We start from the raw sequence: 26241 nt of genomic DNA, 5'->3' as shown, positions 1-26241 counted from the left end.
GAGATTCGGAGATGGGGAGATTCCGAGATTCGGAGATGGGGAGATTCCGAGATTCGGAGATGGGGAGATATAGCAATAACTGAAGATGGAACATTTTTTTATACCGAATTAAGCTGATTTGATATGATTAGCTTGGGAAACGCTATACTACTCGATTTAATAGACATTGGTTTTAGGGAACACTTAACACTTAATATCATGTCCGGTTGAATAGTTATATAAGATCCGGTTGAATACTTGTTATATAGTTGGGGGGATGGGGAGATTCGGAGATGGGGAGATTCGGAGATGGGGAGATGGGGAGATTCGGAGATGGGGAGATTGAAGTGTAGATAGAATTATCAACATATACTATATAACCGGATTCTATATTATAATTAAAGCTTGTAGTTGGGCTTTAGCCCTATCTACAGTTCGGGCTAAAGCCCAACTACAAACAAGAACTTTTTTATCACTGATTATCCGGACATGATATAACACTTAACTGGGAATAGGGTTTTCATGTTGGGCAACAAAACGGCCGTTAACCCCTACTTATGGTGTATAATTTTATATTTTGCGTAAGTTTTGTCATAGCAAAAATTTGGTGGTGCTGCATAGTAATGGTAAAGGAAGCACCGGGAGTTTAGGGAGATGGGGAGATGGGGAGTGTCGGAGATGGGGGGATGGGGAGATGGGGAGTGTCGGAGAAATTAAAAAATATATATCCTCACCATTACCATGCAGGACTACCCCAACTTTTAACTTCTGACTTTTGACTTCTATCCGTCGCCAATCCTACGGCTCCCGTATCTGACTTCAACTATACCAGCTATAGTTAAAACAAATTTAAAACTTTTAGCTTTTAGCTTTTAACTTTTGAATTAATTATGACAAATACCCCAGAAAATCCCAATGACCAAACCCACCTTTCCACCCCCAGAAAATGGAGACGAATAATAATTATCAGTGGTCTAGGATTAGGCACAGTTTTGGTAGCAGGGGGAATAGCGGTAAGTTGGTGGGTCAAAGAAGGATTGGCCCCAATGGTCAGTGATAGTCTAACCAAACTAATGCAAAGACCAGTCAAAGTGGGAGAACTGAGAAAGTTTGGCCTCGGTTACATAGAATTTGGCCATTCATCCCTACCTCCTACCTCAACTGACTCAATTAGTGCCTCTACAGAAGTAGTCAAAGTTACATTTCCTCTTGGACCAATATTATTCAGAACTGTAAAACTGGATATTACATTCGGAGATTCTCAAGCCATTGTACAGCAAGAAGCTAATGGTTCATTTGCCATTCCACAATTGGCAGAGTTACCTCCTCCACCATTAGATATTGATATCGAAAGGCTAAGTTTCCCAAAACTAAATGCTACTATTGAGCCGTCGGAAAAGGGAAAATCTGCTACTCCAATTTTGTTAGATTTAGGTAAAAGTGAAGTTCTCGCTGAAGATGAAGAAGAACGTTGGTTAATAAATCTTAATGGCAAGGTTATAAATGGTGGTAATTTTAAAGTTAACGCTCATGCTAATCTCAAAACTTTCGTTATTGATGCTGATGTTGTAGCAAAAAAGCTGCAACTGCCAATATTTGCTCCTTTAGCATTAGCTATAGAAAATATTCCTGATATATATGTAGAAAGTGGGGAGTTAGATGCGAACCTCCGCACTCAGGTTAAAATAGCTGAGAATATTGCAGATATTTTGCAGGATGTTAGAGGAAAGGTTAGCTTACGGGAGTTGAAAGCTAATACGGATATTCTGAGCAACTCGGTTAACCTGAATACGGTTGCTAATCTTGCTTGGCCAAAAGTTAATGTGGAAAACTTGGATGCGAACTACGGGAATATTGGGTTAACACTCCGAGGTGCAGCGGAAACAGCAAGAGATTTAGATTTACAAGATATTAAACTTGATTTGCAGGCGGAAGTTTTGCCTGTTTCTTTTGAGACTTTGTTTGATACTGCGGTAAGAGAAATTAGTTTACTCTCGAATAACACTTCATCTGCGGAAACTAAACAACAGTTACAGCAGATAAACGGTCAAATTCAAAATATCAGACCTTTATTAGATGGAAGAGTAAAAACCGATGTAAATATTTCTGGAAGTTTACTTAAACCAGTCGTGTCAGGAAAAGTTGAGACTACTGAAGTTACAAGAGTTGACAGGTTAAGATTTAAAGATATCGCTACTCAATTTACTATTACTCCTGAGTTAAACCAAGAGTTTCAACCTGTTAATTTAAGTGCTGGTTTCTCTGACTTACAAATTAACCCAGTAGTGGGAGGTAAAATTAGTGGCAAAGGCAGCTTTTCTGAATTCAAAATTCAAAATTCAAAAGTCAAAAGTAAGAAATTAGAAGTTGGCAGTCAAAAGTCAAAAGTCAAAAGTAAGAAGTTATTAGAATTCAAAAGTCAAAAGTCAAAAGTCAAAAGTAAGAAATTAGAAGTTGGGAGTCAGGATGCAGGGATATTAAATGTAACTGAAACAGGAGAAACCAGTAGGGTTTTGGTCTCCAAACCCCAAAAAACAGAAGAAAGCAGTAGAGGTCTTGTACTTTCTCCCCCCTCTTCCCCATCTCCCCCCTCTTCCCCCTCTTCCCCCTCTTCCCCCTCTCCCCCCTCTTCCCCCTCTTCCCCCTCTCCCCACTCTTCCCCAATAGTTGACTTAGACTTGCGGGTGAAAAATTTACCTGTAGAGGCGATCGCTCAACAATACAACATTACCTCTCCTCTTCCTCTTGGTGACTTTTCTACGGAGGTTAAAATTGCTGGTGCGCTAGAAACTCTCAAAGGGGAAATTCAATGGGAGTTACCAAAAGCAGTTTATCCTTTGAGTGGTGCGGTTGATATTATTAATAGTCAGGCAAATATTAAAAATACTGTTGTTAAAGTTGGTGGAGGAACGGTTAATATTAATGGCAATGCTAATTTAGAAAATTGGCAAATCAACGCCACGGCAAATCAAATTAATTTAGATAATTTAGAACCTTTACAACCGTTAGGTTTGCCATCAGGTTTAGAAGGTATTGTTAATGGTAAAGTTAATTTTTCTGGTCTGACAAGTAAGTTTTCAATTAATAGTATTAAAGGAGATGTGAGCGGGGTAGCTAATCTTGCTGGCGGTCAAGTTAATTTGAATGGTGAAGTAAATAATGGTAATTGGCAAGGAAAAGGAACAGCTACTCAACTCAGTTTAAGTTCTTTAGAAAGAATCGCCAGAAATTCAGATATTCTGACAACTCCCAATCCAATTTTATCTAGTCGAACTGATGGAATAATTAATGGTGAAGCAACTGTATCTGGGAATCTAAATAATTTAAGTTTGCCAGGAGTAACAGCTAATTTTGGTGGCAATGTTAATCTTGCTAATGGCATAATTAATGCTAGTGGCAAAGTTAATAATGGTGGTTTCCAAGCATTAGTTAATACTGAGGAATTACCAATCAATCCTTTACTAGATTTAGGGTTATCTGCGGTAAATTCAGGAATTATTACTGACCAGGAACAATTAAATCTGATTAAGACAAATATTCCCAGAGTAAAATCTCTCAACGGACAACTAAACGGGAAAGTTAATTTATCAGGAAATCTGACTAACCTTGACCCAGAATTTATCAAACAAAATCTCACAGGAAATTTAACGGGAAATCTGAAAATTGAAGCGGGAACAATTAATGCTACAGGTAACTTAAACAGGGGGAATTTCCAGACCACAGTTAACACAAATCAAATAGCTCTAACTGCTGTAGAAAAATTATTCATAGAAAGTCGTAGGGGTGATTCGCGAATCACCCCTACTGGTATTTTGCCAAGGAATACTGATGGAAAGGTTGAAGGTGGAGCGACGGTATCTGGAAATATTAATAATTTAACTCCTGAAGGAATTACTATTAATGGGGATGGCAAAGTCATTATTGCCGGAGGAACAATTAACGCCCAAGGAAAATTAGAGCGGGGAAATTTTCAAGCCTCAGTTAATAGCAGTAAATTAGCAGTAAATCCTCTTCTAGATTTAGGGGAGTCAATTTTAGTATCTGGCTTAATACCAGTAGAAGCTAATCAAATCCAAACCATACAGACTCAAATTCCTATTGTTAAATCTTTAAATACTCAAGTAAATGTCAATGCTAACTTGTCTGGAAGTTTAACAAATTTGGCTCCAGAGGCAATAACCGCAACAGCTAAAAGTCAGCTATTTATTGATAATAATAAAATTAATATTGATGGCAAACTGAATAAAGGCAACTTTTTTGCTGATGTAGAAACAGACAAAATTGCTTTACGGACTATAGAACAAACAATTAGAAAAACTGGTTTAGTTTCTCTTCCTCCTAGCGCAACTTTACCTCCAGGAATAGAAGGAGAAATATTTGGCAATCTCAGTATATTTGCTAATCTAAATAATTTGAATCCTAAAGCCATATCTGCTGATGGAAGTGGAAAATTAATAATTGGAAATAACACAATTAATGCCACAGGAAAATTAGATAGAGGAAATTTTGAAGCAGTAGCGATCGCTGACCCTATTCCTCTAAGTTTTGTCAAAAAAATAGCAAGAGAGCTAGACACAGATTTGGGCACGGATGAACTGATTAAAAAAAATGGTTTAAGCGCGGATAAAGACACAGATTTTGCCACGGATGAACTGATTAAAAGAAGTGATGAACGGATTCAAAAAGAGGAAGGATTAGAGGAATTTATAGAGTTAGCTTTGCCTTATTTAGAAGCTATAGATGGGAATATTCTAGGGAATGCAAAAGTAGCCGGAAATTTAGATAATTTAAACCCAGAAGCTATAGCTGCTGAAGCAGAAGGAAAAGTAATTTTTGCTGAGGGTGGAGCAGTAAATATTACTGGGGAATTAGTCGGTAAAAAATGGCAAGCTGCTGTAGTGGGAGACCAAATTCCTTTAGAGAAATTTTCCGCTGCAATAGAAAAACAAGAACAGGCAAAACCAGCCGTTGCTGCTATTAGACAAACTCAAAAATTATTAGGGCAAGCTGAAAATTTACCTATAATTGGTGGATTATTTAATAGCAAGATTGACTTATCGGGAAATCTGGCAAATTTAACTCCAGAAGCAATTCAAGCCAAAGCAAAATTAACACTTTCAGAATTACCAGTTATTCAGAAATCTTTCAATGGTTTGTTTAGCTGGAATGGCAAGCAAATAGAAATAGAAAAAATTACTATTCCGCCAGAAGTTAATGCTAATGGAGTAGTAGGTGTAGATTTTCCAGCACAAAAACCTCCGGCTATTTCTGGAATTAATATCAATGTCAATTTGTCAGATTTTAATTTAGCATCTCTGCCAATAGAGAAATTTACGGAAGACTTACCCATAGAAAAAAAAGGTGAGTTATTAACAGGTAGAGTCAACTTTAATGGCAAAGTTATCGGTAAATCTATTGCCGACTTAAACTTAGTTGGTGATGTAGCTTTGAGAAATTTAGCAGTAAATGCAGTAGATTTTGATTCCGAATTATCAGGCGAATTAAAAGCAGGAATTACTCAAGGAGTAAACTTGAAAATTGCTGGTAATAATGACCGTCTGGAATTGGTATTAGAAAAATTAGATGAAACTTATTTTCCAACTGCTTTCTTAGTTAAACGCGACCAAGCAAAACTCGCGGGAGTGACCGAAGGAGAAAACTTTTTAGTAACATTAGAAAAATTTCCTCTGGAGTTGTTAGGTATAGCACCAGCAGAGCAGTTTGGTATTGGTGCAGTTACGGGAGTTGCATCTGCAAAAATAGCTTTATCCGATCTGAGAACATTGGATATTAACTCTATCAAAGCAGATGGAAACTTAGCAGTGACAAAACCTGGCATTGGTTACATAGATGCTGAAAGTTTCAGCGCCAAAATAAATTATGCAGAAGGGAAAGCAAATCTCAATGACGGCACATTGTTATTAGGAAATAGTCGATATGTCTTACAAGCAATGGTCGATCTAAACTCCTCCCTTAAGGGTGCTAGTTTTAATCCAAAATTTGCAGGTAGTCTCAAAATAGAAAAAGGAGAAGCGCAAGATATTTTGACCGCCCTCCAATGGTTTGACTTAGAAGATATTAGTCGAGGTATAGCAACTCCAAATTATGCCAAAGCAGCAGATGTGCAAACATCAGCAGTAGGTTTTCCAGAAAATACGCGAGTAATGATGCAACTCCGTCGGTTTGCCGAAATTCAAGCATTGCTCAAACAACAACTAGAAAGCGAACAACCAAACACTCCTATACCAATACCACCCCTTGCCGATCTAGATGTCACTTATTCGGGTGAAATAATGGCAGAAGGATCTTTACAGTCTGGTATTGATGGGAAATTTGATATCAAAGGTAGTGACTGGAATTGGGGAATTTACAAAATAGATGATTTTCTCGTACAGGGTAAGTATGAAAATGATATTTTGACAGTCAAACCCTTGGAAGTGAAAGTAGGAGAAGCATCATTAGCTTTTAATGGAGACTTGAGTCCAGAAAATCAAAGTGGGAAATTACAACTAAAAAATGTAGACCTGGCAGAAATACAAAAATTTGCCCAGAGTTATGTACCGCCAAATATCAATATTACAGGAAAGTTGAATTTGGAAACAGAACTAGGCGGAAATTTTGAAGACCCCAGAGCAATAGGTGAAATTAAGATAGTAGATGGAACTCTAAACCAACAACCTATTGAAAACGCACAAACAGATTTTAGTTACAATTTCGGACGACTGCGTTTTGGTGGAGGTCTTTCTATAATTGGAGACCCCATTTTATATAGAGGCGATGTACCAATTGACTTACCCTTCGCTACAGTTTCCGCAGGCAGCGATATAATTAACGTCAGCGTCAATGTCAAAGATGATGCCTTCCAAATAGTAAATATTTTGACCGATCAGTTAACTTTAGACTCAGGTAAAGGAGACGTATTATTACAGCTAAAAGGAACATTACAAAAACCACAAGCAGAAGGATATGCCAAATTTGTAGATGTTAATATAACTGCAGCAGTATTTCCTGAACCTTTAACAGACGTAGAAGGAACAGTTTTATTTAATGGCGATCGCATCAAAGTCAAAGAAATTCAAGGAAATATTAGCGATGGTGTGGTTGAAGTTACTGGAGTCTTACCACTTTTCCAACCCTTCGGCAGCAAAGATCCAGATATCAATAACCCTCTGACAATTAGTCTAGAAAAACTTAACGTAAACTTTAAAAGAGCATTTCAAGGTGGTATCAATGGAAAAGTAGTAATTACAGGTGCAGCTTTGCAACCCGATGTTGGTGGTAAAGTTGAGGTATCCCAAGGTAAGATATTTTTGAATCAAGCAGCAGGTTTAGCTGGTGATTTTGCCTCTACTGGAGAAAATCAAACAGATGGAGCAAGCTTTGGTTTGGGAGAATTTGAGGTTGGTCTGAATGATTTCCAAGTAACTTTAACAGATCGCCTAGAGATGGTTAGTCCAGGACTAGCTAATTTTCAAGCGATAGGTGGTTTAAGGATAAATGGCACCCTCAGCGATATTCGTCCTAGTGGTACGATCAACTTAGAAGGAGGTACAATTAATTTATTTAGTACAAATTTGCGTTTAGACCCTAACTATAACAATACAGCTAAATTTATCCCCAGTAATGGACTTGACCCCATGCTAGATATACAGTTATTAGCATCAGCATTTGAAACCAGTGGTTCATCAGCAACAAGATCGAGTTCGGCATTTTCGGCAGAAACAATAGACGCTCCATCACCAGGAACATTGAATAGTAGTCAGAGAATTAAAATAATGGCCAAAGCAACAGGACCGCTATCAGAATTAGAAGATAACCTAGAGTTAACAAGTTCTCCACAGCGAACAGCAACACAAATAGTTAGTTTATTAGGAGGTAATATTGTTGATACCCTCAGTGCAGACAGAAATTTAGCATTAGCAAATGTGGCAAGTACCGCTCTATTTAGTAACATACAACAGGATATTATTGAAGCGACAGGATTAAGTGAATTTCGGATATTTCCTGCGAGTATTCCTAAAAGTGGGTCGCAACGTGCTAACAGTTTAGGTTGGGGTCTAGAGGTTGGTATTGATGTGACTAATAAACTCGGAGTATCCGCAACTATACTTGAAGCATCAGAGTTATCTGTGAATTATCAAGTTAATGATAAAGTGCGTCTCCGGGGAGGTAGTAATTTCGATGATAATGCTGTGTTGTCAATTGAGTATGAAACGAGATTTTGAATTTATTAAAAAGAGGGAATAGAGAATAGGGAACAGGGAACAGGAAGAATTCATTAATTGATAATTGATAATGGATAATTGATAATTACAAGAAGGTTTTAACCGCTCGGGAATTGAATATTGGGAAATTCAAGAGCACTTTTTTTCCCCTTAAAAGGGGAGGCTTTCAACCAGAATTAATTAATTAATAATTAATTATTAATAATTGATGGATAAGAACTAATTTAATTTTTGGAGAGGTCTATTAGTAGACCACAAAGTAGGGATGTTGCATGCAAAGTCCCTATAGGGTTATCATTTTTTTAGTGTGTTTTATTGACCTACAAACTACTGTAATATCATCTCCGGTTGAATAGTTATAATTAAAGTTTGTAGTAGGGCTTTTTTAGCCCTAATATCATCTCCGGTTGAATAGTTATAATTAAAGTTTGTAGTAGGGCTTTTTTAGCCCTAAGTATGTATCGGGCTGAAGCCCTACTACAAACAAAAACTTTTTTTTATCACTGATTATCCGGACATGATATAAGTATGTATCGGGCTGAAGCCCTACTACAAACAAAAACTTTTTTATCACTGATTATCCGGACATGATATAATGCACAAAATTAACTGTATCAAAATAAAACTATAGAGTGATGATTCCTGTGCAGAATTTATAGTATAATTAGGGCGAATTTAACAAAAGCAGGAACGTCTATTAGCTCAAATGATATTCAATTTGCTTCTATGGCTTTGGCAAATGATTTACAGCAGTTTTCCTGCACGGTAGACCACAGTAGGGGCGAATGGCCATTCGCCCCTACAAGGTTTTGGTTATGACGATGTGGTTCATCAATCTGAAAAGCGCTGTAATATTAGTTACTCATAATGTTAGAGAATTTAGCCGAATTGAAGGGTGAAAAATTGAAGATTGGGAAGCCGAATAATGGGTAATTTGTAGCATTATTGACTAACTGCAAGGATGTCGTTAATTAATTAATAATGGATAATTACCTCTGGTTAAAACCGTTACGGAATTGAATATAAGGAAATCACAATTTCTTTTCTTGGTCGATTGGATATGGCGCACTTCGGAGCGGCTCTGCTTTCTTCGGGAAACCTTGCCATCCCATCCTATTCATGCTCCGCAAACGACCACTTTTTCTCTTTAAAAGGAGAGGCAATAAAGCCGAATTGATTAATTATCAATTATCAATTATCAATTATCTATTGTAAAATATTCCTCAGCATTTTAGTAATACCAACTTATGAACAAAAAATTGGCTCATCCCATGATGCCACAAGCTAATCACGATGAATTAGCACGGCAAAACTTTGCCTACAGTTTGAGAAAATATATGTCTACGAAAATGCTGCCTGAGTTGAAGGTAGTATACGAAGAAACTGTCAAACCACAATTTGAGCGAGAAAACCAACGTCCCCCTAAAGACCGTTATGAAATTAGGCGGGGGATGCAGCAACAACAATACTATAAATGGTTGAGTAGCTTCAAGCGGACTATCCAAGAGATGATGTGGGAGTCAGTTGCGACTACAGTGGAACGTCAGCTACCAGAATTGATAAAACAAGCAAAAGATCGAGTAGCACCCCAGGGAACACTTAAACTAGATCCAGAATTGAAAATACCAGTCTACCAAACTGCTGTAGATATTCATTGTATGCCAGGAGGATATAACGGCGAATACACTCAAGATGATATATCTGCTGGTGCTATCTATGATTTGGGAGTTTATATATATGGTATGAGAAACCGTGACTCCATTCGCGATGTTAGAGGTCAGACAGTTATCCATAAATTTTTGAAGCAGCAATACCCAAGTTTTCAACCTCGGAAAATTCTAGATATGGGTTGTACAGTGGGAGCTAATACCTTGCCTTATGTAGATGCTTACCCAAATGCTGAAGTTTATGGTATCGATCTAGCTCCTGCCATATTACGTTATGCTCATGCACGAGCAGAATCTTTAGGAAAACGGGTGCATTTTAGCCAACAGAATGCTGAGAAGACTAACTTCCCAGATGAATCATTTGATTTGGTGGTAAGTCATATTTTTCTACATGAAATACCTGTGCCAGCAATTAGAAATGTTTTCCGCGAAAGTTATCGTTTATTAGCTCCAGGTGGAATAATGATACATCAAGATGCGCGTTTGTATCGTCATCTAGATTTATATACTGCGTTCCTCTACGATGAAGAAACAACTAATAATAATGAACCATTCTGGAGTGCAATGCGAGATTTAGATTTAGTAGCTGTAGCACGAGAAGCAGGTTTTTCCACAGATAAACTCATTGACACACTGCTCGAACAAGATAATGGAAGACAGTCATTTATTATTGTTGGTACTAAATAGGGTTTGCTGAAAAAAGCAGAGGGTGGGGGGGTGTGGGAAGTGTGGGGAGGGTGGGGAAATCGAATCTTGTCTGCTCAAAATACCAATAAGCATGAGTTTCAAGCATCGAAAACCCGAGACATTTTTTGAACAAAAAAATGCTAAAGCCTTGAAAGATAAAGGCTTTGATATTTAATCAGCAAGCCATAAATAAAAAAGACAAACAAAAAAAACATGATTCCTAAACAAGCAATAAGGTAAGTTACCAGTATGATAATTGAGAATTATTAAATTTTGTATTTCAATTCAGAATTCATAATTCTGGTAACATTTAGATCGGAAAGACAAACAAAAAAAGATGATTCCTAAACAAGCAAAAGGTAAGCGACCAGTTTATTTAGATAATACAGATAACGATAAATTACTGGCAATAATAATGGCATTAGCAGGGGAAGTTTCCGTATTGCGGGAACGCCTAGATACGATTGAAAAGTTAGTAATAGCCAAAGGTATTATTTCCTCCGAAGATATTGAAAATTATCAACCAGATGCACAAGTAAATGAGGAGCGGGAGCAATGGCGAGCTGAATATATTAGTAGAATACTGAGAGCATTGAGTTAATTAAAGAATAACGATATAATTCGTCTCCAGAAAAGAGGGAGCAGGGAGCAGGGAGTAGAGAGTAGGGAGAAATAATTGATTTTATTTTTTAGGACTTACGCACCTGCAACGTATTTTCGTCATTGCGACCGATAGGGAAGCAATCTCAAATCCTAGTTTTTCCTACCTCATGCGTAAGTCATGTTTTATTATTGGAGATGTCTAATAGTTGAGCAATTGCCAAAAAATAAAAATCATACCCACGCATCAGCAATGCTAGAATAGTTAATTGGAATGTTCCCGTTCCCTCTAGATTCATCTTTTAATTCAGCAACACCTACTACCCAAAAAAAGTCTTAAGAATTGTTGAGGAAACGGAAAAACTACCATTAGAATCGGGGCAACTGCTCTAGTGATATCAAATTCGGTAGTATCGGTATAAAAAAGCAGAGAAACCGGGGAAAGGATCAAATGTCCTTGTAGGGACGTTGCATGCAACGTCCCTACCATTGACCTCCCAGTTTCCCCGGTTTCTTGTTACTCCTCTTCAAGCGGATTTGATATGAAGCGTCAAGATGACAACTAAATAAGCTGTTGCTCAGGGAGAAAGTATTTTAATTCCCCCCAGTGTAATCCTTGCTCAGTCGCCAATATTGATGGAAAGTTGGTCTTCCCCAGGTGCGGTTGGTTACCAGTGCTATGCCATTGGTCAAAGCATTGGTAGAAGTACCTATGGCATATTCAGGGAATGCCTTTGGTTGGATAGCATAAGTATCGGGGTCGCCACTGACTGGAACCAATATCCAAGACTGCAACTCACTTTGGCTGAGGCGTTGCAAAGTTACAATCTTATCAACCCCAGGTTTTGCCGGTGCTTGAAGATACAATTGCTCCTTAAAGGTGACATCTTTCTCCCAGTTTTGGATGCGGTAAGTTCCATCACTCTGCTTGGACAGAACCCACAGGTGTCCTTGATACCCTGCGTTAGTATTAGGAGGATCTTGGTTCCAAAGATGCACATAATCGTTGACATTGGGATTGTAACCTATAGCTTGCATATAAGTGCCAGTCACTTGGTGAATAAACATCCAGGTACCGGAAACATTGTCTGGGCGTATCATGGGAACATTCTCCTCGGGATAAATTGGGGGTAGTGGTGGAGCTGAAAATGGTACTGTAATTTTGACTGTCTTACCGCCAACGACTTCTCCATCGGCGATGACATCGAGAGAGCCGTTGAAGACCTGGGGCTCACTGGTACCGGACACAGTGCCAACCCAGGAGACATCAAAGGCAAGTTCATGGTCTTGGTCTCTGCTGAGGGAACTGTAACCCGTGACAGGTGCAATCGCTTGCACAAAAGGTTTTGTGGCACCGCTTGCTACCAAGCGCACGTTCCCGATCTCAGCGATCTGTGCCATCAACTCAGTCTCGATCTGCTGAACAACCGTATCTTCATCGACACCTTGGATCGGTTTGCCACCGGTGGCATTGGCTATCCTGGTGCCTTGTCCGGGGGTTCCGCCAGGCTCTCCGCACTTAGATTTATACGCGGTTGCTCTCGTTTTGGGATCGTCGTCTAGCCCTGCCGGGGCACGATAGTTGGTGCTCATGGACAGTGCCAGCACCTTAATCTTCTCTGCAACTAACTTAGCAGTGACCGATGCCTCCGTGATGTCGTAGGATAGGTTGGTGATTTCCTTGCATACTGCGTCGTGACCGGCGGCATCACCAAACCAGACGATGATACGCTTGGCATCGGCACGCCAACCAATCTGGCCACCAGGTGATTCGGCCACCTGATCTAGCCCATAGAATTGAGCTTCAGGAGTATCTTTACCGCCAGTGGTCGTCCAGGCATTGATCGCAGCTGTGACGGCGGTGATATCGGCGCTCAAGCTACACTGGTGCTTGAAGGCGTAGGGATGCTCATCGGCAACCGGAGCCGGAAAGTCCTTGTAGTCGCCAACCCCGAACCAGACATCAGATCCTAGGGACTGGATTCGGGTTAGGATGTCCATGATGCCACTCTTGACTGAAGCGATCGCAGTCCTCATGCTACCGGTTGTATCGGCGAGAAAATAGACATCTAGTTTGGGGACTACCTCAGATTTCGGGATTTTTACTTTCACCACTTCTGCCAACGTCTGACTTTGGGACAAGGTTAGATCATTCGTCGCTGGTGAAACCTGAATAGGTAAACTCATTAATATAACTTCCTTGGAAGTAACTTGCTGCTTGAAACTTGCTTTTTGCTATCTCATAAGTAAGCAGTTTGTTTTTTCTTTCAGTATCATAACATAAACAAAATAAGAAACAAGAATATTACGATAATTTAAGAAAATATTTTTAAGAATATATTTGTTGTATAGTAGACTATTTTTTAGTTTTTTGTTTAGCAAAAAGAAGGAAACAAGCAAAATGAGAGAAACTTCTAAACCAGTTGTGAAAAAGGTTGCCATTATTGGTGCAGGTCCTGGTGGTCTAGCGACGGCGATCGCTCTGAGAAAACAAGGTATTGATGCTCATGTCTATGATAAGGCCAAGGAATTTCGTCCTGTAGGAGCAGGTGTAGGTTTGCACCCTAATGGTTTGAGATGCCTAGATGCAATTAAGCCAGGTATCGTATATATACTAAAACGTTCAGGTTGTCAAGTAGATAAGGTGACTTTGAAAACAAGCACTGGAGAAACAATTAGGACTAACGAAAGTACCATGATGAGAAAATACGGACAAGCAACATTAACTATTTGGTGGTGGCGTTTGCAACAAATTTTAGCATCAGAGCTACCAGCAGAAGTAATCCATCTGAATCATCGTTGCATTGATTTTGAACAAAATAAAAACAGCGTCATCACCCAATTTGAGAATGGAAAAACTGTTGAGTCAGATTTGCTAATTGGAGCTGATGGGGTAAACTCTACAGTTAGAGAAATATTGATAGGTGATGGTCAACCTCGATATTTGGGTAGTATGTCTTGGCGAGCTGTTGTCAATTATCAAGAAGAGTTACTACCTCCAAATGAAGTCATCGTTATGAACGGAGAAAAAACCATATTATTCCTGCTGAACTTAGGGGAGGGAGATATGTACTGGGGCGCTCGGAAGCTATTGCCAGACTCTACCCTTTCTTCTACTTTTGCTGAAGCCAAGTCTCGCGTCCTGAGAGAATTTACTAATTGGATGGAACCAGTAAGAGAAATGATAGCAAAGACAGATCCTGAACGGATATTAGAAGGACCGATATGTGACAGACTACCATTGAAGCAATGGAGTTATGGTAGGGTGACGTTATTGGGAGATGCAGCTCATCCAATGGCACCATCAGTAGGCCAAGGAACTAATACTACTTTTGAAGACGCTTACGAACTTGCTGAATGTTTGTACAATTTTCCAGATTTACAGACTGCACTTACCAACTACGAAAAACGTCGTATTCAACGTACAGAAGTTATTCAAACCCGTAGTGCGGAGGGTGAAAAACGCTATTATCAACCTAATCAACAAACAAATCAACAGTCACAGCAGTTGTTTGAAGAGGAAGAGTTTCAAGATTGGCTCTATGATTACGATCCAAAATCAGAGTCGCGTCTGAAACCTTGGAAAGAAACAGCAGTAGTATAAAAACAAATAGCAAGAAAAAGGAAACAGGCAAAATGAGAGAAATTTCCCAACCTGTTGTGGAGAAAGTCGCCATTATCGGTGGAGGTATTGGTGGTTTGGCTACAGCGATCGCTCTGAGAAAACAAGGTATTGATGCCCATGTCTATGAAAAAGCTAGGGAATTTCGTCCAGTAGGAGCGGGTGTATCTTTAAAACCAAATGGTTTGAGATGTATTGATGCCATTAAACCAGGTTTAGTAGATAAACTAAGACGTTTGGGTTTTCAAGTGCAGAGAACAACTTTCAAAACAAGCACTGGAGAAATAATCTGGACGACCAAAACTCCCATGATGCCAAAATATCAAGACCTAACATTTGCTATTTGGTGGTGGCATTTGCAACATATTCTAGCATCAGAACTACCATCATAAGTCATTCACTTGAATCATCGTTGCGTCAGTTTTGAGCAAAATGAAAATACTGTTACTGCCAAATTTGAAAATGGAAAAACTGTTGAAGTAGACCTACTTATTGGAGCTGATGGCATAAATTCTAGAGTCAGAGAAATATTAATAGGTGATGGGCAACCTACTTATTCTGGTAGTATGTGTTGGCGTGCTATTGTTGACTATAGAGATGAACTATTGTTACCGGATGAAGGTCTAATAATTAGAGGAGAACAAACTGCAATGATTTTGTACCCTCTAGGTGAAGGAAAGATGAACTGGTCTGCTGGCAAACTATTTCCAGAATCTTTTGTCTCTCCTAGTGCTGCTGAAATAAAATATCGGGTTCTCAAAGAATTTTCTAATTGGATGAAACCAATACTAGAAATGATAGCAGAAACAGATGCTGAAAGCATATTAGAAGCACCAATTTGCCAAAGACTGCCATTGAAGCAATGGAGTTATGGTAAGGTGACGTTATTAGGAGATGCCGTTCATGGGATGTCACCAGGAGGAGGTCAAGGAGCTAATACAACTTTTGAAGACGCTTATGAACTTGCTGAATGTTTGTACAATTTCCCAGATTTACAAACTGCACTTACCAACTATGACAAACGTCGTATTCAACGTACAGTAGTTATTCAAAACTATAGTGAGAAGATGGAGAAACTCTCTTATCAAAGCATCCAGGATCGAGACAAACACTCAGAGCAAAATTTTAAAGAATTTGAACGTTGGTTATATGATTATGAGCCAAATTCAGAGTTGCGTCTGAGACCTTGGGAAGAAAAAGTAGACATTTCCCAGAAAAGAGAAAGTAGGGAGTAGGTAGGGATGTTGTATGCAACCTCCCTAAAGAGTAGGCGTTAACGAAGTCAGAAGTCAGAAGTCAACCCACCCCTAACCCCTCCGGTGGAGGGGAAGTCAGAAGTGATTTTTGTAACGGGGATTTAAGCCCCGCTCCAAAAATATTTCGCCTTAAAAGGCGGGGTTTTAGACCCATATTATTTTGATAATTGATTTTATTTTTTATTATTGGAGATGTCTAGTAGTAATATAACAACAAATACCAAAAAAAGGAAACAAGCAAAATGAGAGAAACCTCAAAACCTATTGTGGAAAAAGTTGCCATTATTGGTGCGGGTCCTGGTGGTCTAGCAACAGCGATCGCTCTGAGAGAACAAGGTATTGATGCCCATGTCTATGAAAAAGCCAGGGAATTTCGTCCAATAGGAGCAGGTGTAGGTTTGCATCCTAATGGTTTGAGATGCCTAGATGCCATTAAACCTGGTATAGTAGATACACTAAAATGTTCAGGTTGTCAAGTGCAGAGAGTAACTTTGAAAACAAGCACTGGAGAAACTATTACGACCTACGAAAATCCCATGATGAAAAAATACGGAGAAGCAACATTAACTATTTGGTGGTGGCGTTTACAACAAATTTTAGCATCAGAGCTACCATCAGATGTCATTCATCTGAATTATCATTGCATTGGTTTTGAACAAAATGAAAACAGCATCATCACCCACTTCGAGAATGGAAAAACTGTGGCAGCAGATTTACTCATTGGAGCTGATGGGGTAAACTCTACAGTTAGAGAAATATTAATTGGTGATGGTCAACCTCGATATGTGGGTAGTATGTCTTGGCGAGCTGTTGTCAATTATCAAGAGGAGTTACTACCAGATAATGAAGTCATCTTAATGAAAGAAGAAAAAAGTATAGTGTTTCTGCTTAATGTGGGAGAAGGAAATATGAGTTGGTTAGCGCGGAAGCTATTGCCAGACTCTACTCTTTCTTCTACTTTTGCTGAAGCTAAGTCTCGCGTCCTGAGAGAATTCGCTAATTGGATGGAACCAGTAAGAGAACTGATAGCACAGACAGATCCGGAACGAATATTAGAAGGACCGATATGTGACAGACTACCATTGAAGCAATGGAGTTATGGTAGAGTGACCTTATTGGGAGATGCAGCTCATCCGATGACACCAGCAGCAGGACAAGGAGCGAATACTACTTTTGAAGACGCTTATGAACTTGCTGAGTGTTTGCGTAACTTCCCAGACCTACAAACTGCCCTTGCCAACTACGACAACCGTCGCATCCAGCGTACAGCAATTATTCAAACCCATAGTGCAGAGCGGGAACAACTATATTATCAACCTTTGCAGCAAACTAACCAACAGTTACAGCAAAAACGTGAAAATTTTGAAAATTGGATGTATGATTACGACCCAAAATCAGAGTCACGTTTGAGATATTTACCAGAAACAGTTGCACTATAACAAAAAATACCAACAAAAAGGAAACAAGCAAAATGAGAGAAACTTCCAAACCTGTTGTGGAAAAAGTTGCCATTATCGGTGCGGGTCCTGGTGGTCTAGCAACAGCGATCGCTCTGAGAAAACAAGGTATTGATGCCCATGTCTATGAAAAAGCCAAGGAATTTCGTCCAGTGGGAGCAGGTTTAGGTTTAATGCCTAATGGTCTAAAATGCCTGGATGCTATTCAAACAGACATATTGAATACTCTAAAAAATTCAGGTTGTCAACTCCAGAAAACTACCTTGAAAACAATCAGTGGAGAAACAATTAGAACTAGCGAAAGTAGCATGATGGCTAAATACGGACAACCAACATTAACTATTTGGTGGTGGCGGTTGCAACAGATTCTGGCATCATTTCTCCCACCAAACGTTATTCATCTGAATCATCGTTGCATTGACTTTGAACAAAATGAAAACAATGTTGTTACCTATTTTGAAAATGGAAAAACTGCCCAAGCCGATCTACTCATTGGAGCAGATGGTGCAAATTCTGTAGTCAGACAAAAATTGATTGGTGATGGGGAACCTCAATATCTTGGTAGTATGTCTTGGCGTGCTGTTCTTGACTATAAAGAGGAGCTACTGCCACCTGATGAAGCCATTATAATGAAGGGAGAAGACAGTCTATTATTTATCTTCAATTTAGGGGAGGGAAATATGAACTGGATTGCTCAGAAGGTATTATCAGAAGCATCTTTTTCCACCACTCCTGCTGAAACAAAGTCTCGTGTTGTCAAAGAATATGCTAATTGGAACGAATTAGTACAGAAAGTGATCGAAGCAACCAATGCTGAACGCATCTTAGAAACTCCGATCTGCCAGAGACTAGCATTAAAGCAATGGAGTTATGGTAGGGTGACTCTATTGGGAGATGCTGCTCATCTGATGCCACCATCATCAGGGCAAGGTACTAATACCACTTTTGAAGATGCTTATGAACTTGCTGAGTGTCTGGCCAATTTTCCCGACCTAGAAACTGCTCTCAATACCTACGACAAACGTCGCATTCAGCGCACAGCAATTATTCAAACCCGTAGTGCTAAAGGTGATAAACTTCAGTTCTATCAACCGAGTCAACAAACCAAGCAAAAGTCACCGCAGGATTTTCAAGAGTTTCAAAATTGGGTGTATGATTACGATCCAAAATCAGAGTCGCGTCTGAAACCTTGGAAAGAAACTGTAGTAATATAACAACAAATACTAAAAAAAAGGAAACAAGCAAAATGAGAGAAACTTCTAAACCTATAGTTGAGAAAGTCGCCATTATCGGTGGAGGTATTGGTGGTTTAGCAACAGCGATCGCTCTGAGAAAACAAGGTATTGATGCCCATGTCTATGAGCAGGCCAGGGAATTTCGTCCAGTGGGAGCAGATATAAGTTTGCTGCCTAATGGTCTGAAATGCCTAGATGCCATTAAACCAGATATAGTAAGTACACTGAAATGTTCAAGTTGTCAAGTGCAGAGAGTTACTTTGAAAACAAGCGCTGGAGAAACAATCAGGACTTTCCCTAGTCCCATAATGAGAAAATATGGACAACCAGCATTAACTATTTGGTGGTGGCATTTACAACAGATTTTAGCATCTGCACTTCCAGCAGAAGTCATTCATCTGAATCATCGTTGTATTGGCTTTGAACAAAATCAAAACAGGGTCATCACCCACTTTGAGAATGGCAAAACTGTCGAGTCAGATTTGCTTATTGGAGTTGATGGGGTAAACTCTAGAATTAGAGAAATATTGATAGGTGATGGTCAACCTCGATATTTGGGTAGTATGTCTTGGCGAGCTGTTGTCAATTATCAAGAAGAGTTACTACCTCCAAATGAAGTCATCGTTATGAACGGAGAAAAAACCATATTATTCCTGCTGAACTTAGGGGAGGGAGATATGTACTGGGGCACTCGGAAGCTATTGCCAGACTCTACACTTTCTTCTACTTTTGCTGAAGCAAAGTCTCGTGTCCTTAGAGAATTTGCTAATTGGATGGAACCAGTAAGAGAACTGATGGCACAGACAGCTCCTGAACGGATATTAGAAGGGCGGATATGTGATAGACTACCATTGAAGCAATGGAGTTATGGTAGGGTGACGTTATTGGGAGATGCAGCTCATCCGATGGCACCATCAGTAGGGCAAGGAGCTAATACTACTTTTGAAGACGCTTATGAACTTGCTGAGTGTTTGTACAACTTCTCAGAGCTAGAAACTGCACTTGCAAACTATGATAACCGTCGAATTTGCCGTACAGCAATTATTCAAACCCGTAGTGCGGAGGGTGAAAAACGCTATTATCAATCTAATCAGCAAACCAATCAAAAGTCACAGCAGATGTTTGAAGAGGAAGAGTTTCAAAATTGGCTGTATGATTACGAGCCAAATTCAGAGTCACGTTTTAAACCTTGGCAAGAAAAAGTAGTAGTATAAGAACAAATATAGCCATAAGAAATGATTCTTGAAAGAAACTGTAGGGGCTTGGTCTCCCAACCCAAGCGCATAAAGGATTTGGATACCAGAACCCTACGATAAATCTTACAACCTATTTCGGATTACTATACCAATCAAAAGGAAACAAGCAAAATGAGAGAAACTTCTAAACCTGTTGCGGAGAAAGTCGCCATTATCGGTGGAGGTATTGGTGGTCTAGCAACAGCGATCGCTTTGAGAAAACAAGGTATTGATGCTCATGTCTATGAGAAAGCTAGAGAGTTGCGCCCAGTCGGGGCAGGTTTATCCCTCAACCCCAACGGTTTAAAAGCTCTAGAGGCGATAGAACCAACTATAGTAGAACAATTAAAACAAGCAGGCAGCATACTCAAAGTCATAAACTTGCGGAAAAATACTGGGGAGACAACTCAGCAAAAAAAAATCACCCTAATGGAAAAATACGGACAACCTTTGTTGAGTATCCGCTGGTCTAAATTACAGGAAATTCTGGCAGCAGCACTTCCGCCAGAAATAATTCATTTGAATCATCGCTGTGTTAGCTTTACTCAAAACCATAACAGTGTGACAGTAGAATTTGAGGGCAAAAAAGCAGTAGAGGTAGACCTAGTAGTAGGAGCAGATGGAATTAAATCTGCTGTAAGACAAAAACTGATTGGTGATGGGGAACCTCGCTATTTAGGTAGAATGTCTTGGCGTGGTCTTCTCAAGTATAGTCACAAACTGCTTGCTGCTAATGAAGTGACTGGAATAACAGCCCCACCTAAGAACGTCACACTGATGGATGTGGGTGACGGATATATATTTTGGGGAGCAACAATGCTGTGTGTAGATGATTCTAGTTCAGGGAGTGGTGCTGATATTAAATCTCGGCTGCTCAAAGAATTTGGTGAGTGGGCATCTCCTATACCTGAGATTATGGAAGCAACAGATGCAGCAATCATAGTAGAACGACCGATATGGGATAGAGAACCATTGTCAAGTTGGAGCCAGGGGAGAGTTACGCTTTTGGGAGATGCTGCTCATCCGATGAGTCCATCTATTGGACAGGGAGCAAATACAGCTTTTGAAGATGGCTACGAACTCTCCGAGTACCTGGCAAAAGCTCCTAACCTTGAGGCAGCTTTAGCTTTCTATGATGGAAATCGCATAGAACGCACACAGATTATTCAAGCTCGTAGTGCTTTTTCGGGGAACCGAGCATACAAACCTGACGGCGAACAATATCTTCAGGAGAGATTAAGAAGTAATGAGGAGTTTGAAGACTGGCTTTATAAATACGACCCATTGGCGATCGCTTCCCGTAGGGTGTATTAGCCAAGAGTAGCATATCATAATAAAAAATAGCCAAATCTTAATACTAACATGAAACTGAATTTTCCCCCGTACAAATGTAAGTTCTTGACTTTGAAAGCTAGCCTCTTAATACTTTTAGCTATCCTACCTCTTGTGTCCATACATAGACACAAAAAAGATGTGTTGACTTTAATTAGCGATCGCTGTACTCTAAAATCACATAGATACAATTCTTCAAAACCTTCTCTAGTTAAGAAACAGAGTCAATCTCACCCATCGACTGGTAGTTTGCGAATCGCTAAAATCCCCTTAGCTCAGTCATTATGTGATTTTGATCGTGGGGAAGTTCAGATAAAAATTCGAGCTTTTTACCAAGCAACCAAAGTTGAGAACGCTCAACCACCATACGATACTATTCAAATGAAAGTGTTTTACCCAGGTAAAATGCCAGGTAGTGAGCAAGAACAAAATCGGGGTATTGTACCTGCCGACAAGCAACAAGCTCCTTTTCCAGTAGTAATTTTATTCAATGGTTTTAACACCAACCCAGAACTTTATAAATGGCTCGCTGTTGAGCTAGCGGAACGCGGAATGGTCGTAGTAACATTTGCCTGGGTTGCAGAAAACTTTCCTGGTGTTGTTGCTCTGACACCAGGAGTTGACCTTGCAATGTTAGCTCCTGATACTTATGGCACTGCTCCTACTGCTTCAGCGTTACCAACACTGCTAACAGAATTAGAACGCATAAACTCAGAAGGTATCCTAGCTGGTATGCTTGACCTACAAAAAATTATTTTGGGTGGACATTCGGCAGGTGGCAGGGTGGCAATAGAAAGTTCTAGTCCTAACTTTTTCCCGGAAGTAGTAGCTGCTTTTGGTTATGGGGTACATACAGCAGCAGGTAGAATGATGGGATATGAAGCAGCAACAATTTTACCTCTCCCTGACTTGCTACCAGTGTTGTTAATAGGCGGTACTCGCGATGGAGTCATTGCTAATAGTAGTCACCGTTATGGTACCGTTTGGGAAGAAGCTACAACACCAGTATCACGGACTTTTCAGGAGGGAATTTCTGGAGGAAGAAATGATAGCTATCTAATGTTAGTCGAGGGAGCTAATCATTTTTCTTTTGCTTATCCATTTGATCCTACAACAGGTACATCTTTTCTTGACTTTCCTGCAACTCAACCAGAAGATGAAATTCGTTCTCTAATGGCAGAAACAATAGGTCTATTTATTGATGCTCATGTTCGTCAAAAATCAACAGCATTTGATAAACTGAAAGAAATACTTAATAACGGTCATCCCTTAATTAAATCATTTGAACGCAAATAATGTCTGAGATGAAATCAACACAAATTAATCAACCCGGTCTTATACTCACTCCTAGCACTGAAGGTTGGTGGGACTCTGAACGCATCTCCTCACCGCGCGTACTTCACGATCTAGATGGCACATGGAAAATGTGGTATTATGGGCGCGATGCCAGTTTTGATCGTCAAATCAATTTACCAACAGGTCGTTGTGGTCTGGCTATTTCCTCTGATGGTATTGAATGGGAAAGAGTAAAAGGTCCCTTAACAATGGGAGCTATATTTGAACCCCACCCAGACGAAAATAGATTTGATTCTGCTCATGTTGGGGTGAGTGATGTCTACTTCAGTGACGGTCTTTACTGGATGTGGTATTTGGGTGGCGATCGCCAAGTTCTAGAAATAGGAAAGTTTCAAGCTAAAGGTATTCAGATGCTACCTGGTTGTGCAGTTTCTCGCGATGGCATTAACTGGGTGAGATTGGAAGGTCCTCACAGAGGTGCATTTTTGAGTCCTGGTCAACCAGGAGAATTTGATGCTTTATTTTGTGCTTGGCCACAAGTGCTTAAAGATGGCTCTTCCTGGAAAATGTACTATCATACCCTAAACCCAGAAAGACTATTTTTAGTAGGTTTAGCGGTTTCCCAAAATGGTTTTCAGTGGGAGAAAGTTGGTCAAATTTTAGGACCAGGAGAACCGGGAAGTTTTGATGAACGGGGTATTGGTACTCGCCATGTGCTGAAAATAGATGGTCAGTATTTGATGTTTTATGAAGGAGTAAACCAGACTGGATATCATTCTATTGGTTTGGCTATTTCTGCTGATGGCATTAACTGGGAAAAACAACCAGGTTCAGAAGTTGGTGGGTCTATTTTTAGTCATGCTCCTAAAGGTTCAGGTCGTTGGGATGCACGGGCGATCGGTACTCCTTGTGTTGTACCGATGGCAGATGGTAGTTTTCGGATGTACTATATCGGTGCTAATGAAGGAGGTCACGATGAGTTATCAAGTCAGCATCAAATAGGTTTAGCAGTTAGTGATGGTTCTAATTTTCGCAAGTGGTATAGATGGGGAGAATAATCAGGTTATATAGCAATCCTAAATGATTTGTGAAAATTTTTAGAATAGTTAATATTGACGGAAAACATGAGCAAATTCTGACTCCTGACTCCTGACTTCCCCTCCCCTCCTGGGAGGGGTTAGGGGTGGGTTGGGAGGGGTTAGGGGTGGGTTGACTCCTAATTACCACCAAAATATTACAACTGAAATAGGATTGCTATATAGAATCCGGTTGAATACTTGTCATTGCGACCGAAGGGAAGCAATCTCAGGGGTTGAGGAGATTGCTTCCTTTCACTCCGTTACAGTCGCTTCGGACTTGGGTATAGTAATTATCCGGATTTGATATTAGACTTCTCCAGAAAAGAGGGAGGTAGGGAGTAGCAGGAAATAACTGATTATTTCTGTGGGATAATTAATTTTATTTTTTATTATTGAAAATCTATAATAGTACAAAATAAAGATAAATTGGAGAATACATAACTATGAATCTACAAGAACAAAATTGGATTAACTTATTCGGAGATATTTCTCCAGAAGGAACAGCTTGGTATGGTATTTGGACTAGATATTCTCCAGAATTAGAAGTTATCAAATCTTTTCAAGGTATCAGGAAATTTTGGGCTAATGAAGATAAAACAGTGATTAATCAGCAAAATAATTATACTTATGCTGATGGTAGTACGGAAGAAAAACAATGGCAAATTGAGAAAGAAATTGCTAATCAACCAGATGGTGTAACTCATTCGGCATCAGAATCAATGAGGGTATTATCTTTAAGTGAAGAAGCAAAAATTTGGATGTGTATAGAATTAAAAATAGGGAATCCTTTCGGTTGTGAATTGTTTTTCCAATATCAAAATTTTCGGACTAGCATTGGCGTTGTTTATGGAGAGAATGGCGCTCTAGAAAGATTTCTAGAAACCAGAGAACATCTCAATAGTTATCCAGACCAAAAACCAGGAGAAGAACTAAAGAATATACCGGGAAATTGGGTAGTGAAAAAAGAGTCTATGACTCCCGATTTACAAATTTCTCAAGAAGCAGAACTGACAGAAATTGAGTTAGATCCAACTGCTGGTAAAAATCAAACATTTTTTCTGCCTGATGGTATCGTTATTAATGTTCCTGAAACAGTAAAAATAGGAGAAGAATTTGAACTGGTAGTAGGTAAAATGGTGATAGAAAATAAGTATAAAAGGATGACTGTTAAATATAATCAAGATGGCAAATTTATTCAGTTAATTTCTGAAGTTTTTGACCGGAAAGATTAAACTGGAAAAATAGTCATTTCAGTATTTGTAGGTTGGGTTGTTGGCGTTAGGGTTGCGAAGCATGGAAACGAAACCCAACTCGCCGATATGTTGGGTAGAACGAAGTGAAACCCAACCTACGATCTACGATCAACTCGTTAGAATGTTAGCAATCGCCAATCGGTAATTAAAAACAAATTGACTTGAGCTACAAAATATGTTATTAGCTCAAGTTTTATTCCTCATACATCATCTCCGAAAAAAATGTAGACATATTCCATAGAATATCTTGACAATACAATTACTGTCTACTTACTTCTTTTTGCTTGATGATATAATTGAAAATCAATCACTTATAGACTAAAAAAGATTAAATTCAGCAATGGTAATAGATTGACCCCATAAAAAATCCCTTCCTAACTGGGAAGAATTACTAACATTTCACAAAGCAATTTCTGGAGGAAGAAATGATAGCTATCTAATGTTAGTCGAGGGGGCAAATCATTATACTATCTCTGACCCTTTTGACCCTACAACTGCTAGACCTTTTCTCGACTTTCCTGCGACTCAACCAGAAGATGAAATTTGTTCTCTAATGGCAGAAATAATAGGTTTATTTATTGATGCTCACGTCCGTCAAAAATCAATTGCATTGTAGAAGCTTAATCAATCATTAAATACCGAACATTCTTTAATAAAATTATTTCAACGAAAGTAATTTGGTATTTGATATAATTTCTCCAGTCAAACAAAACAATTAATTAACCATGAATCTACAAGAACAAAATTGGATTAACTTATTCGGAGATATTTCTCCGGAAGGAACAGCTTGGTATGGTATTTGGACTAGATATTCTCCAGAATTAGAAGTTATAAAATCTTTTCAAGGTATCAGAAAATTCTCAGCTAATCAGGATAAAACAGTAATTACTCACCGCAATAATTACACCTAGCCTAAGATTTTTAAAGTTTGGACTTGAGTATCGGTCAAAGATTGTTTAAAATATGACTCATACAATGATAAAAATTGCATTTAGGTCAGTCTATATCTGTAAGTGGACTGACTTTTTTTAGCATAAAATGTGACTGATGGCCATAGCTCCTTAATTGACATAAAAATCAACTTTAATTGGGGGAGAAGGGGTGGGTTTGCGAAGCAAACCCACCCCTTCTCTTAGAATGATTATCATTATCATTGATAAAAAATCCATATTTTCAAGCTCGCTTGAATCCAAGAAACCCTTATCCCACAATAGTTTTGAGCTGCCTGTCACCCCGTGAGCTCTAATACTTTACGGCAAGATGGTGACACTCAGATATCGGGCCATAGATTTGCATTGGGATACACCCGATAAAAAGG

14 protein-coding genes and 1 pseudogene are annotated in these 26241 nt (G+C 39.3%); 14 read left to right on the top strand and 1 reads right to left on the bottom strand.

Annotation, left to right across the window (positions count from 1 at the left end):
- Window positions 1-869: 869 nt before the first annotated feature.
- From ACP6PM_RS12995 to ACP6PM_RS12985, 3 genes are all read left to right on the top strand, one after another.
- Window positions 870-8204 carry a translocation/assembly module TamB domain-containing protein gene (locus ACP6PM_RS12995; protein ID WP_426585206.1) on the top strand — a complete coding sequence of 2445 codons (7335 nt, stop codon included), beginning with the start codon at window positions 870-872 and terminating at the stop codon, window positions 8202-8204.
- A gap of 1247 nt (window positions 8205-9451) precedes the next feature.
- The gene (locus ACP6PM_RS12990; RefSeq protein ID WP_426585204.1) at window positions 9452-10558 is read left to right on the top strand and encodes a class I SAM-dependent methyltransferase; all 1107 of its coding nucleotides are present in this window, start codon (window positions 9452-9454) and stop codon (window positions 10556-10558) included.
- 337 nt (window positions 10559-10895) lie between these two features.
- A complete protein-coding gene (locus tag ACP6PM_RS12985; RefSeq protein ID WP_426585202.1) occupies window positions 10896-11159 on the top strand; it encodes a hypothetical protein in 264 nt (87 codons plus the stop codon).
- A gap of 593 nt (window positions 11160-11752) precedes the next feature.
- Here ACP6PM_RS12985 and ACP6PM_RS12980 read toward each other — a convergent pair.
- Window positions 11753-13345: a hypothetical protein gene (locus tag ACP6PM_RS12980; protein WP_426585200.1), complete on the bottom strand. Its 1593-nt coding sequence runs from the start codon at window positions 13343-13345 to the stop codon at window positions 11753-11755.
- A gap of 214 nt (window positions 13346-13559) precedes the next feature.
- Between ACP6PM_RS12980 and ACP6PM_RS12975 the strand changes: the two genes are divergently transcribed.
- The 11 genes and pseudogenes from ACP6PM_RS12975 (at window position 13560) to ACP6PM_RS12925 (ending at window position 25834) form a co-directional block, all read left to right on the top strand.
- On the top strand, window positions 13560-14762 hold the full coding sequence (locus ACP6PM_RS12975) for an FAD-dependent oxidoreductase (RefSeq protein WP_426585198.1): 1203 nt from the start codon (window positions 13560-13562) through the stop codon (window positions 14760-14762).
- 32 nt (window positions 14763-14794) lie between these two features.
- Window positions 14795-16015, top strand: a pseudogene (locus ACP6PM_RS12970) (FAD-dependent oxidoreductase).
- A gap of 263 nt (window positions 16016-16278) precedes the next feature.
- Window positions 16279-17475 carry an FAD-dependent oxidoreductase gene (locus tag ACP6PM_RS12965; RefSeq protein WP_426585196.1) on the top strand — a complete coding sequence of 399 codons (1197 nt, stop codon included), beginning with the start codon at window positions 16279-16281 and terminating at the stop codon, window positions 17473-17475.
- A 32-nt stretch (window positions 17476-17507) separates the two neighbouring features.
- On the top strand, window positions 17508-18707 hold the full coding sequence (locus tag ACP6PM_RS12960; protein WP_240041680.1) for an FAD-dependent oxidoreductase: 1200 nt from the start codon (window positions 17508-17510) through the stop codon (window positions 18705-18707).
- A 32-nt stretch (window positions 18708-18739) separates the two neighbouring features.
- On the top strand, window positions 18740-19942 hold the full coding sequence (locus tag ACP6PM_RS12955) for an FAD-dependent oxidoreductase (RefSeq protein WP_426585193.1): 1203 nt from the start codon (window positions 18740-18742) through the stop codon (window positions 19940-19942).
- A 153-nt stretch (window positions 19943-20095) separates the two neighbouring features.
- The gene (locus tag ACP6PM_RS12950; RefSeq protein WP_426585192.1) at window positions 20096-21277 is read left to right on the top strand and encodes an FAD-dependent oxidoreductase; all 1182 of its coding nucleotides are present in this window, start codon (window positions 20096-20098) and stop codon (window positions 21275-21277) included.
- 159 nt (window positions 21278-21436) lie between these two features.
- The gene (locus tag ACP6PM_RS12945; RefSeq protein WP_426585190.1) at window positions 21437-22591 is read left to right on the top strand and encodes an alpha/beta hydrolase family protein; all 1155 of its coding nucleotides are present in this window, start codon (window positions 21437-21439) and stop codon (window positions 22589-22591) included.
- A gap of 8 nt (window positions 22592-22599) precedes the next feature.
- The gene (locus ACP6PM_RS12940; RefSeq protein WP_426585188.1) at window positions 22600-23649 is read left to right on the top strand and encodes a glycoside hydrolase family protein; all 1050 of its coding nucleotides are present in this window, start codon (window positions 22600-22602) and stop codon (window positions 23647-23649) included.
- Between the two features lie 464 nt (window positions 23650-24113).
- On the top strand, window positions 24114-24902 hold the full coding sequence (locus tag ACP6PM_RS12935) for a DUF3598 family protein (RefSeq protein ID WP_426585186.1): 789 nt from the start codon (window positions 24114-24116) through the stop codon (window positions 24900-24902).
- Window positions 24903-25362: 460 nt separating this feature from the next.
- A complete protein-coding gene (locus tag ACP6PM_RS12930; protein ID WP_426585184.1) occupies window positions 25363-25539 on the top strand; it encodes a hypothetical protein in 177 nt (58 codons plus the stop codon).
- Window positions 25540-25648: 109 nt separating this feature from the next.
- Entirely contained in the window at window positions 25649-25834 is a 186-nt protein-coding gene (locus ACP6PM_RS12925; protein ID WP_426585182.1) for a DUF3598 family protein, read from the top strand.
- Window positions 25835-26241: the final 407 nt, after the last annotated feature.

Origin of the sequence: Dapis brunnea BLCC-M229, from assembly GCF_050015995.1 — a bacterium.
GTDB lineage: Bacteria > Cyanobacteriota > Cyanobacteriia > Cyanobacteriales > Microcoleaceae > Trichodesmium.
The sequence above is the reverse complement of the archived record's forward strand: the minus strand, read 5'-3'. Positions and strand labels throughout refer to the sequence as shown.

Coding starts and splice junctions, on each gene's coding strand:
- ACP6PM_RS12995 (WP_426585206.1), top strand. CDS start 870: ATGACAAATACCCCAGAAAATCCCAATGACCAAACCCACCTTTCCACC.
- ACP6PM_RS12990 (WP_426585204.1), top strand. CDS start 9,452: ATGAACAAAAAATTGGCTCATCCCATGATGCCACAAGCTAATCACGAT.
- ACP6PM_RS12985 (WP_426585202.1), top strand. CDS start 10,896: ATGATTCCTAAACAAGCAAAAGGTAAGCGACCAGTTTATTTAGATAAT.
- ACP6PM_RS12980 (WP_426585200.1), bottom strand. CDS start 13,345: ATGAGTTTACCTATTCAGGTTTCACCAGCGACGAATGATCTAACCTTG.
- ACP6PM_RS12975 (WP_426585198.1), top strand. CDS start 13,560: ATGAGAGAAACTTCTAAACCAGTTGTGAAAAAGGTTGCCATTATTGGT.
- ACP6PM_RS12965 (WP_426585196.1), top strand. CDS start 16,279: ATGAGAGAAACCTCAAAACCTATTGTGGAAAAAGTTGCCATTATTGGT.
- ACP6PM_RS12960 (WP_240041680.1), top strand. CDS start 17,508: ATGAGAGAAACTTCCAAACCTGTTGTGGAAAAAGTTGCCATTATCGGT.
- ACP6PM_RS12955 (WP_426585193.1), top strand. CDS start 18,740: ATGAGAGAAACTTCTAAACCTATAGTTGAGAAAGTCGCCATTATCGGT.
- ACP6PM_RS12950 (WP_426585192.1), top strand. CDS start 20,096: ATGAGAGAAACTTCTAAACCTGTTGCGGAGAAAGTCGCCATTATCGGT.
- ACP6PM_RS12940 (WP_426585188.1), top strand. CDS start 22,600: ATGAAATCAACACAAATTAATCAACCCGGTCTTATACTCACTCCTAGC.
- ACP6PM_RS12935 (WP_426585186.1), top strand. CDS start 24,114: ATGAATCTACAAGAACAAAATTGGATTAACTTATTCGGAGATATTTCT.
- ACP6PM_RS12930 (WP_426585184.1), top strand. CDS start 25,363: ATGTTAGTCGAGGGGGCAAATCATTATACTATCTCTGACCCTTTTGAC.
- ACP6PM_RS12925 (WP_426585182.1), top strand. CDS start 25,649: ATGAATCTACAAGAACAAAATTGGATTAACTTATTCGGAGATATTTCT.